Here is an 11,760-nt window from a genome sequence, read left to right as displayed (position 1 = left end):
GGGACACGCGGGTCTCCTTCGGAACAGGACGTGTGGTCAGCGCTTCACATCCTGCCGACGGAGACCCGCCTCAGCTCCTCACAACCCCCACCACCGCGTCACCAACCTCATGAACCGCAACAGCTAGTGACAGTGGCGCGGCGTACGACGAATCCGGCCGCTCGCAGCGTGCTGCGAGCCTGGTCGGCGTTGAGTCCGCGAACATCGGGAAGAACCGACCATCCGCTGGCGATAACGAGTCTGACCTTCGACCCTGGGGCGACGATGGTGCCTGGTGGTGGCGTCGTATCCAGGACGGTATCTGCGGGTTGCGGCGAGTCCCGTCTGACGAGCTTCCCGACGCGAAGGTCGTTTCTGGCGAGTACTTTCCGAGCCTCTTTGAGGCTGCTACCGATGATGCGCGGAACCGTGCCGGGTGTTGCACTGGCGGAGACGATGAAGTTGATCGGCTGATCTATCGCGATTCGAACTCCGGCGCGTGGCTCGGTGCGGATTATCCGCCCGGCCGGCACGGTGTCGCTTGCCTCCATGAGCTGTTTGCCTGGTTGCAGCCCGGCGGCGAGCAGTCGTTCGCGGGCCTCCTCGACGGGAAGGCCTATCAACGACGGCACCTCGACGACATTCCTAGCTTCGGCGGCCCGCTGGTCAGAGGTTTCTGTGGACCACCAGATCGACGCGCCGAGTACGCCGCACAGCACACCCATCACGAGTGCGGCCAATGCCAGCGTCACCTGAGGGCGCCGATTGGACTTCGTGCGTATCCGCGGCCTCGCTGCAGGAACGCCGTGGGCGTTGAAGTCACGGCTACCTGGGACGGTTGGAACCGGGGCCGGATCGGCTGGCGATCCAGAGACGAACTGCAGAACCTCCGCGACTGGCAGTTCGGCGGTGATGGGGTCGTCAGGCTTCTCTTCGATCCGGACGAATTTCTCGCCTGCAGTGAGCAATGTCGCGCGGATGGTGCCGTGCTGCACAGGCGCCGCGGTGCCTCGGGTGGCCCAGGATTCCTTCTTGACCTGGGTTGTGGCGAAGTACATTGCCGGCCGGATGAGGGCCAGTTGGAACAGGGATACGAGTGGGGTGAGAACGGCCCAGGACGCGAGGCGTTCGGGCAGTGGAACGCCCTTGCGCCCGATCACGTAGTAGAACGCCTGGATGTACAACAGGGTGAGCCAGTACAGCACTGGCGTGAGGGTCAGTGCGTGACCTGTCAGTGGCATCACGATGGCGCCGTGTGCGATGAAGATGGGGTAGGCGAGGAACATCGACAGGTTCCAGACCCGAAACGCCAGCGGCACGCCACGCAAGTGGCGGAGTTCCCAGGGCAGCCATTTGAACGAGCCCTTGAACCAGCGCAGCCGCTGTTTGAATACCGTTCGCGGGGTGCTCGGCATCTCTGTTTCGACGACGGCCTCGTCGACAGATACGACCCGGCCTCTTTGCAATGCGTAGTGGGTGAGCCTGCGGTCATCGCTGTACGTGCCGGACGTCAGGTAGTCGGTGAGATTGTCGAAAACGATGCCGGCGCGATATGCGGCGGACGCGCCAGAGGTGGGAATGACTGAGCCGAGTGCGCTGCGGGCGCTTCGCAGAGTCAGGCAGCCGTACACGATCTCCATGTCGGTGAGCCGGGTGATGAGATTGCGTGTGCGGTTACGGAGGACGGGCAGCCCGGTGGCGGCCTGCACACGGCGATCGGAGAAGGCGCGCATGAGCCGTTCCACGCCGTCGCGGGCGACAACGGAATCGCTGTCCACGGTAACGATGAAGTCGGCGCGCCATTTCTCGGCCTGCAGACCGACAGCTTGGGCGTGGCGCTTGCCGCCATTGGCCGTCCTTGTCCAGTACACCCGCGGATGGTGGTACACCTGCGCCGGCGTATCGCTGCCATCGTCCACAACGTAGATCGCATCGAGCGGGAGTGACTGGCTGAGGAGGCTTTCGATGCAGGCGCGAAGCGTGGCTGGATCCTCGTTGAACGCCGGAACGACGGCAACGATCCGCCCAGCGGGAATGGGTTTGGAATCCCATCGCTGTTGCCTGCTCGCGGTGAACAGGATGAAGAGCAGGAAGCCGCCCACGCAGACGAAAACTGCGGTCGCAGCGGTGAGCTCAGACTGGCGGTGCCAGTACACAATGGCGGCAAGGGCTGCGAGTGCGATGAGCCGACGGCCGAATCGGCTGATACCCGCTCTGCGCAAGCGACGACTCCGGCGCTTTGACCGGAGGGCGCGACGTCGACGAGGCGACCGTGGCGAGCCGGGCGCACTGTGTGACGTCTTACCTGGAACGGTAGGTCGCCTCGGTGCGCGTCCGTCCGCGTGAGCCGATCCCCCAACGAAGGGTGCATCTGCATCCGGCACCACGTCAACGGCCCGGGAACGTGCTGGCGACCTGTCGCCGTAGTAGTGCCCGCGGGACCCGGCAACGGCCCTGGACGGCGCATGCCTTGTGCCGTCTCCAATCTGCCTATCAAGCTCGGCTGTGTCCCACAGATCCTCGTTCACTGCTGCACCGGCAGCGGCGACAAGGACCTCAGGCAGCAAGAATGCTGCTGATCAGCAGGATGGCGTAATCCAGACATTGAACCCCCTGGGTCAGAAGCTCCCCATGTGTACATCAGGGGTGATCCGGCCGCCAACGCGAAACGTGTTGTTGGATCCGCGACGGGCGGCGAACACCACGCAGAAGGTGGTGCAGTCCGAGCGCAGAGCATCACCAATGTCGGCCCGAAATAGTTGTATTCAAGCAGATTAGCGGCGCCCGATGAAAGAAACCATAACGGATGAATCGGACATTCAGTGATCAGCCGTGGTGGGGAAGCGAGATCGATCGGAGGTGGTCGACTGGCCGGAATCGGCCAGTCTTGAGGTCGACGCGCGCGCCACAAGGAACGCCCGGGCTGGCAGAGCTGGGGAGTAATGCTGCAGGTAGCAGCGACATCCTCCCTAGCGTCAGCACGGGTCCCGTCGCTTGTCGCGCGGGTGGATCGCAGGCCGATAGTGCCACTACAGGCCTCCTCTCGGCGCGCCAAGCGATTAGGGGTCAGGGTGCTGCCAACCAGCGGATCCTCTGCAAATGCAGGAGCTAGCGGCGGAGGGGTTGGCCTTCGCCGCTAGCTCCAGCGGGTGCTGGTTTGTTGCGGTGGCGCTGGCGTGGATTCTGATTCACTCGGTCGGTTCACGGCGACTGTGATGCCCCACGCCACCGCCAGCCAGAATGCGACGACGAAGGCGAGGACGCCGATGGCGAGGAGTACTGTCACCGGGTTGGGTGGACTGTTGGGTGGCCAGCGGATTTGTGTTCTGGGTGGGTGCATAGGACGGCCCGGCTATTTGAGGTAGGTGAGGCCGTCGGTGGTGATGGTCGGGCGGCCGCTGGTGCCGACGACGACGATCTTGACTTTGTGTTTGGCACTGGAGGTCCAGGTCTTGGTCCAGATCGCCTGGCGGTATTTCACGGTTGTCGATCGGAGGTCGACGGTGGCTACGCGGGTGCCGTCGACGTAGACGTAGGCCTGGCCGGACCCTGAGGCCCGGGACACGATCCATGCGGCTGATCTGCCGGTGAAGGTCCAGGTCAGGCTGGAGCCTTTGGTGGCGCTGGTGTAGGACTTGCCGCCGAGGTAGTTGCTGGAGTATTTCGCCTTCCACGTGCCGGCTCGCGTGGCGGAAGACTCCTGCAGGATGACCGGTGTCCGGGTTATCGATGCGGTCCGCATGTTTGCGGCGTAGTCGGTGGCGGTCATCGACCACGTGCGGGTGGTGCCGGCCTTGGTGGTGAGGTTCCGGCTGGTGGTGGATGGGGCGAAGGTCAGCGAGGTGGGGGAGGTCAGCTTGACGTTCTTCAGCTTGGTGTTGTCGGTCGCCTTCCATCTCAATGCGACTGGGACGGCACTTGTGTTGACGGTGCCCTTGCGTAGCGACAGTTTCGGGTTGGTGGTGAACTTCGGCGCAGTGGTGTCGGTGAGCGTCGCGAGTGCGGCCGTGGTTGTCTTCCTGCCTGACTGGTGGATCCCGCGCACCTGCACGTTGTGGGTCCCGGAGGGCAGGGTGAGCTGTGCCGACCGCGCGGTGTGTGAGGTGGTAGCTGCGACGGTGCCGTCGACGAGGATCTCGAACTTCGTGATCAGACTGGACGGCGTGCTGGTGATCCAGCCGACGGTGATGCCGCCTTTGGTGTAGTACGTCGATCCGGACAGTCCAGCGCCGGAGACAGAGGTCACCTTGAGGCTCTGCACCGGGCCGGATGCCCACTTCCGGATGGTGGGCAGTTTGGCGTACAGGTTCGTGCCAGGGCACTCGGTCGCGTTGAGGTCACGATGGCCGACGATCCGCGGGAACGTGTAGCTCTGCCCTTTGGTGAAGTATCTGAAGGTGTAGCTGTGCAGGTTGGTGTCTCCGGCGGTCATCGTGGTGGTGCCATCCGGTTCGGCGCCGTACTGGTCGAGCTTCCAGGCGGCCAGCCGGGCGATCGAGGTCAACATGGCGGTGGTCGGGGTGGCGGTGTTGAGGTTGCCGAGAACGGCGATACCGGTGGTCTGGCTGTTCCAGCCTCGGGAGTGACCGCCGAGGACCGGGCGGTCAACTCCGCCCTTGCGCCCTTCGAAGATGGTGCCGCACTTGTCGATGAGGAAGTTGTAGCCGATGTCGTCGTAGGCAGGGGTCCCGTCTGGAGCCCGCAGGACGACGGTCTGGTAGTACATCACGTCCCGGATGATTTCGGGTGATTCCGAGCAGCTGTAGTCGTTCCTGCTGACGACGTGGTGCACGACGGCCGCTCTGATCACGCCATCGGGCAGGTACTTCGGCGGCTTCGGCGCCAGTGATTCGTCGGCGTCCCAACCTGCTCGGCTGACGATCGGTGGCCTCGGCACCGTCGATGGTGGCGCAGACGGCACCGTCGAGGTCGCGGTGGGTGTCGGGGTTGCCGTCGGCGTAGGTGACGGCAGGTCCGTCGGCTCGGGGCTCGGCGACGGGCTCGGATCCGGCGTCTCCGCGGGCGTGGCGGTCGGCTCGGGAGTGCCGTCCGCGGTGGGTGACGGTGAGGTCGTGGGGTCCTCCAGCATGTACGCCGCCGGCTTGATCGGCGCCCCTGTTGTCTTGTTGAGGGTTTCCGGTCCGATCAGGTCCAGCCTGAGCCCCTCGGGCAGGGCGGACCGTGCGCTGTCGGAGCTCGCCCGCAACTGGACGCCATCCGATGCGCCGACCCACATCGGCTCGGAGCCGCCGCGTCCGCCGACCTCGCTGTCGCCAGCGTGGTTGAGATCGGTCTCCAGGGTGAACCACGTCGACCAGGCACCTGTCTCGGCGTCTCTGGTCCGTACCTCGATGGTCCCGTCGACCGGTGCGGTCGGATCGGACCACGTCGCGCCGATCGTGCGGAACAATGAGGTCTCTCGCCGGGCGACGGCCGCCCCGCCACGTTCGTCACGGGCCGGCACGATCGAACGGTGCCGGCTCGGCGCCGGTCGGGCGGCATCGACCACCTCGGCGCCCTCAGTGACGGGCCTCTCCCGCGCGCCAGACCTCCGATCGTTCTCACTCACCGGCGCAACGACGCCGGGTCCCACCACCACTGCCACCCCCGTCAGGCCCGCGACCGCCAGCAAGGCGGACCCCCACACCCGACGTGATCTCACGCTGAGTCCCTTATTTGCTTATGAAATGTCCGATTTGAATGGGACAAGAGAATGGTGGGCCTCGAGAGAGGTCCACCAAATCGGTCGGAGACTACCGCACAGAGCGATCGCTAGGCCAGGCACAGAACTGACCAAGAATGACGATGCTTCCAGCCTCCATGGATGCGGCAGGGTAGCCCGAGATCCGGCGAACAGCCCGCACTAGGCCACCGCGGTCCGCACGAGCGTGGTCCGCGGCGAGGAGCGGCGCGATGCATACGTGCGCGAGGTGGTCGGCGTCGAGGTTCGGCCGGCTTCCACCACCTAGGAGCACGAATGTGTGGTGCCCAGAGCCGTTAGGTCCCGATCCGGTAGCGCGCCTGCTGGTCGGCGGGCTTGGGTGACGGATGGGTTTGAAATGAGCCATCCGCGGAGGCTGCGTTGGCTGCTCGTTCAAGTTGGCCACTTGTGGTACGTGCCTTCTGGTCCCTGCGCTTCTGACGTGTCTGTGAAGACTTCCTGTCTTGTCTGATCTATGCCGTTCTGTGATGTGGATCCATGGCACGACAAATCGTGACAAAGGTCGCAGTCGGGTTGGTATAGATCGGTTTGGAGGTTGTCAATCGGCCGGTTTGCGTCCGCATTCCGGACTAATCGATCTCGCGAACTGGACCTAGCGGTGTGGCGGTGGGGCGCGCTACATATTCGCTGCCTTGTTGATCCTTTGGTGGGAGTGGCCATGCCTGGGTCGCGTCGTACTGCTCGAAATGTTGGATCCATTCCTAGCCGTAGGTCTTGTATCGCAGCGCGGCATTCCACCGTCCGTCGCAGGGCGAGGTGGGATCGTCGTCGAGAACTGCTGGCGTTGGTGACGGCGATGTTGGTGGGGTTGTCGTTGTTGCAGGCGCCTGCGATTGCGGCCGAGTCAGCTGCGACGTCCGATGATGGGCCGGGTGTGTGGGGCCGGTTGTTGGCGGGGGTTGGGCTGGTTGGCGGCGGGTTTGCGGGTCTGTTGGGTGGTGAGGACGAGCCCGCGGGGCCGGAGGCGGGCTCGGCTCGGGCTGTGAGGTCGGAGGAGGCGGTGCCTCGCCGGGTACCGGTGCCGGTGGGTGAGGCGTTGCCGGAGCCGAGGCGGGTTCGGGAGTTGACGGGTCGTCGTTCGGCGAGCGGGAAGGTGTTCGAGCTGGCGGATGGTCGGGTGCAGGCGGAGCTGTCGGCTGCGCCGGTTCACTACCGGGACGCTGGCGGTGACTGGCGTGAGATTGACACGAGTGTGCGGCCGTCGACGAGGCGGCCGGGTTTTGTGGTGGGTAACGAGTCGAATGCGTTCGGCAGCTTTTTCGGTGACTCCACGGATCGGCTGATGCGATTCGAACACGCAGGCCGAAGCTTGAGTCTGGGTCTGCCTGGTGAGGCCACCGTTGTGCGGCCGGTGGTGGAGGGCTCCACGGTCACCTACCCGGATGTGGCCGGTTCGGCGGACGTGTCCTATGAGGTGGGCACGGACGGGTTGAAGGAGAACATCGTCCTGGAGTCGGCTCCGGCTGACGGCCAGGATGCGGTGTTCACCTTCACACTGCATGCCGGTGGCGGTATTGAGGCGCGGCAGGATGAGGACGGTTGGATCGGCTTCTGGCGCAAGGGTGTGGAGTCGGACCCGTTGTGGGTGATGCCGAAGCCGTTCATGTATGACGCGGCCGACGATGCGGAGTCGCCGTACGGGAAGGTGTGGTCGGATCAGGTCACGCAGACCCTGGACCAGCAGGGGTCTGAGGTGACGGTGACGGTGCGGGCGGACGGGAAGTGGCTGTCGAGTTCTGCACGGAAGTTTCCGGTGGTGGTGGATCCGACGATCAAGATCGTGCCGAACCCTGCGGACGGGCAGGATGCGTTGATCCAGTCGGGGACACCGACGACGAACTTCGGTGATGGTGGCCGGTTGTCGGTGGGGACGACGGACACGCAGATTGTGCGGAGTCTGGTGCAGTTCGACGTCTCGCAGGTGCAGACGCCGGGTGGTGCTGACTTTCAGTCGGCCGAGTTGATGTTGTATTTCGACCAGGCACACACGACGAACGACTTTGACGTGGAGATGGAGGCGCGTCGGGTCGACAGCCCGTGGAATGAGGCAACGGTCACCTGGAATTCCATCAATGCCGCGGGTGGTGCGGTGGGTCATGACCGGGAGATCGTCGACAATTCTTCGAGTGGCCGGGTTTCGTGGACGGGTGCGTGGCCGGAGTCGAACAGTGGCACGTTGCCGCAGTACGCCGTGGGTGGGGGTTACCAGTACAACCTGAATGCCACGTCGGGTGAGACGTTCACCTGGGTGCCGAACCTCGCTCTGTCGGGGAACTATGAGGTTGAGGCGCACTACGTGCCGAGCACGAACCGGCCGACCAATGCCTCGTACACGGTGCACTATGACGGTGGGTCCCAGGCCTACAGTGTGGACCAGACGGCCGGCAGCGAGGGCGTGTGGACGACGCTGGGTACGAAGCCGTTCGTTGCGGGGTCGTCGCACAAGGTGGTGCTGCGGGACTCGACGGACTCGACGAAGGCGACGATCGCCGATGCGGTGCAGTTCACCAAGTGGGGCAGGGTCACGAAGCTGGCCAACCGGAACAACCGGTGGCATGCGTATGCGGTGACCTCCACGGTGCGGTCCTGGATCGAGGGGACGGCCCCGAATCACGGGTTCATGATCAAGGCGACCGATGAGTCGGTGTTGGGTCGTGGTGGGCCAAGGTATCTGCCGAGTGAGTACATCTACCAGGACGAGACGGCGGTCCGGCCGAAGCTGGTGCTGACCTATGGCGAGCCGGGTGTGGAGTTGAACCCGATCCGGAAGTCGTATTCGACGGGTGCGGCGCTGTCGTGGTCGGCGTATCAGGATCCGAGCGGGGCGGCCGGGGATGACATCGTCGAGTACCAGGTGCACCGGACGCAGACCCAGCATTTCGTCCCGTCGGCGGCGACGCTGGTGGCGCCGGTGGCGAAGACTGCGACCGGTTATACGGACACCTCGGCGATCCCTACTCCTGCGGACAGTACGGATCCGGTGGGAACCTTCTACTACTACATGGTGGCGGTGAAGCGGAAGGACGGCACGGTCGTCCCGTCGACGACGCAGTTGGCGCGGCTGCCGAAGGCGGGCCGGATCATGCAGATCCTGCAGCTGAACGCCTCCGACACCACCATCTCCTCGACGTTGCCGACTCAGAATCTCAACGTGTTCGATGGAGAGCCGTGGCTGATGGTGGGGAACAACTCCTCCACCTACGGCAAGACACGGGTGCTGGTGGAGTTTCCCGATCTGTCGGCGATCCCGTCGGGGGTGACTGTCACTGACGCGGATCTGATGTTGTGGAAAACCGAGGCGACCGGGTCAGGCGCGACCGTGGACGCGCACGCGTTGACCGCCCCGTACGCCGAGACGACGGCGACCTGGAACCAGGCGGCAACCGGCGATGCGTGGACACCGGGTGGGGAGTACGACCCGCAGGTGGGCGACTCCGTGTCCGGGATCGATCTCGACCCGAAGCGGCACACCTGGTGGATGGACGACGTCGTGCAGGGTTGGGTGGATGACCCGGCGTCCAATCACGGGTTGCTGCTCAAGGTGCGGGACGAGTCGGCGTCTGGTCCGCAGCAGCGGGCGATCTTCTTGTCCGGTGAGTTCACCCGCGACCTGGAGCTGCGGCCGCAGCTGGTCGTGCAGTACCTGGAGAAGACAACGGAGTCGACCTACTACGCGCCGGACACCCCGGCGCAGATGACCGAAGGTCAGCCCTATGCCACGGAGGTGTCGCTCACCAACACGACGGCCACTACGTGGCCCGCGTCTTCGCGGAAGCTGTCCTACCACTGGGCGCTGCCGGACGGCACCGATGTGACAACGGCGGAGAACCGGCTGGAAACGACCCTGCCTGAAGACGTGTCGCCGGGTGAGACGGTGACAGTCAATGCCCAGGTCGAGGCACCGGTTCAGGCTGAAACGGGCAACACCAACAAGCGTGAAGCAGCGGTGTTGCAGTGGGACCTGCGTAACACCTCGGCGGGGCAGTGGCTGTCCGAGTCGGCCGACCAGATCCCGAGCCTGGACCAGCACGTGGCGGTGGAGGACCCGACCTCTGACGAGCTTGGGTTGGAGCGGTGGTTCTCCTACGCCGGCACCGATACCGGCGCGGGGTCGGCGGCGGTGACGAACCTTCACTCCGGCAACACGGTGTGGTCCTATGACGCGTTCACCAACCCCTCACGTGGGCTGTCGACGTTCGTTCGGATGTCCTACAACTCCACCGACACCTCGACCTCGTCGATGGGGTATGGCTGGTCGTTGCAGGCATCGACCCTGATGCGGCTGGGTTCGCCACTGGACTTCCACCCGAACCCGAACCCGACCAAGGTCACGCTGACCGACGGGGACGGCACCAGCCACTTCTTCACCTGGAACGGGAGCGAGTGGGTGTCCCCGGCGGGGGTGCATCTGTATCTGCAGCGGCTGGTGACCTGTGCCCAGAACACCCAGGAGGACCGGGCGTGGGTGATGACCCGCCCGGACCGGACGGAGTTCTACTTCGACTGTGATGGCTACCTGTCGGCGGTGGTGGACAACAACGGCAACGAGATGCTCTTCACCTACGAGCATCGCAAGTCGATGAACAAGCCGGTCAAGTTCCTGAAGTACATCACCGACCCGACCGGCCGGGAGACGTTGAGCCTGGACTACTACGAGAAGGGTGAGGACTACACGTGGATCGATGACACTGGTGCCGAGCAGTCGGGAACCAATCTGACGAACCCGCACATCATCGACCAGGTGGCCTCGCTCACCGACATCTCCGGCCGGACGGTCACTTTCGCCTACACCGACAAGGGTCTGATGGCGAAGATGGTCGACGGCGCGGGCGCCGGCGCATCGGTGCAGAAGGTGTTCCGGTTCGATTACGACGCGGACCAGGGCAACAAGAACGTCAAACTCGTGGCCGTCACGGACCCGCGGGGCAACACCACCGATCTGGCCTACTACGACCCGCCCGGTGATGACCCGCAGTTCCACTGGTGGAACAAGAGCATCACCGACCGGCGCGACAGCACCACGGCGATCGCCTACACCGACCCGGACGGGCCACAAGGCGATTTCATCAACACGGTCGTGACCGATCCGATGACCCACGACACCAGCTACCAGTTGGACAACCGGGGCCGAGCGACCCAGATCACCAACGCCAAGTCGGAGTCCACGGCGCTGCAGTGGGACTCCGACAACAACGTCAGCCGGCTCGAAGAGGATAACGGCGCGGTCTCCACCTGGGTCTACGACCCGAAGACCGGCTACCCGACCGAGGTCAAGGACCCGAAGGCAAACAGCAACGCTCATGTAGGTACCAGGTTCACCTATGACCCGGTCGCGTTGAACGGGCATGTGGTTGACCTGGCCACCAAGACCAGCCCCGAGGGCCGGCAGTGGGCGTTCGACTACAACCTCGAGGGTGACCTGACGTCGGTGACCGACCCGGCAGGCACCGCGACCGCGACACCGGTCGATGACTTCCAGACCACCCACACCTACGACACGTGGGGTCAGCTGCTGACCTCGACGGATGCGAACGGCAACACGAGCACCTTCGCCGACTACGACGACAGCGGCTATCCGCAGACGATCGACGACGCCGACCCGGACAACGACGACACCACGTTCGTCTACGACATCCGCGGCCAGGTCACCGAGGTCACCGACGCCGCCGGCAAGGTCACCACCCAGGACTACGACGTGTTCGGCCGGCCGGGTGAGAACGTCGTGCCCAAGGACCAGGCGGCGGGGGAGTTCATCACCACACCGGCGCCGGAGTACGACGCCAACGACAACATCACCACCGCGACCGCGCCCAACGGTGCAATCTCGACCGCGGTCTACAGTCCGATGGACGAGCTGGTCGAGTCCAACGCCCCCGTCGATGAACAGGGTGATCCGGCGCGGAAGACCGTCTACACCTACAACAAGGTCGGCTTAGGTCGTGTCTCCTAAAGATGTGGTGTGTGGTCGGCCAGTATTGGTTTCATGATCCGTTCAGGTGTGATCGACGATGGTTTGTGGTCTGTGATCGAGCCGGTTCTTCCTTGTGGGGATGGGCGTC

The 11,760-nt window shown here is 64.5% G+C and carries 3 protein-coding genes; 1 reads left to right on the top strand and 2 read right to left on the bottom strand.

The genetic code is table 11. The annotated features are described in order from the left end of the window. Positions 1-107 precede the first annotated feature (107 nt). On the bottom strand, positions 108-2,081 hold the full coding sequence (locus tag ABNF93_RS34155; protein WP_349332405.1) for a PASTA domain-containing protein: 1,974 nt from the start codon (positions 2,079-2,081) through the stop codon (positions 108-110). A gap of 1,250 nt (positions 2,082-3,331) precedes the next feature. Beyond that, entirely contained in the window at positions 3,332-5,641 is a 2,310-nt protein-coding gene (locus ABNF93_RS34150) for a peptidoglycan recognition protein family protein (RefSeq protein ID WP_349332404.1), read from the bottom strand. Between the two features lie 1,060 nt (positions 5,642-6,701). Between ABNF93_RS34150 and ABNF93_RS34145 the strand changes: the two genes are divergently transcribed. Then, entirely contained in the window at positions 6,702-11,651 is a 4,950-nt protein-coding gene (locus tag ABNF93_RS34145; protein ID WP_349332403.1) for a DNRLRE domain-containing protein, read from the top strand. The last annotated feature ends 109 nt before the right edge of the window (positions 11,652-11,760 follow it).

This window comes from Actinopolymorpha sp. B9G3, assembly GCF_040120725.1.
Taxonomy (GTDB): Bacteria; Actinomycetota; Actinomycetes; order Propionibacteriales; family Actinopolymorphaceae; genus Thermasporomyces.
This window is presented reverse-complemented; position numbering and strand designations above follow the sequence as displayed.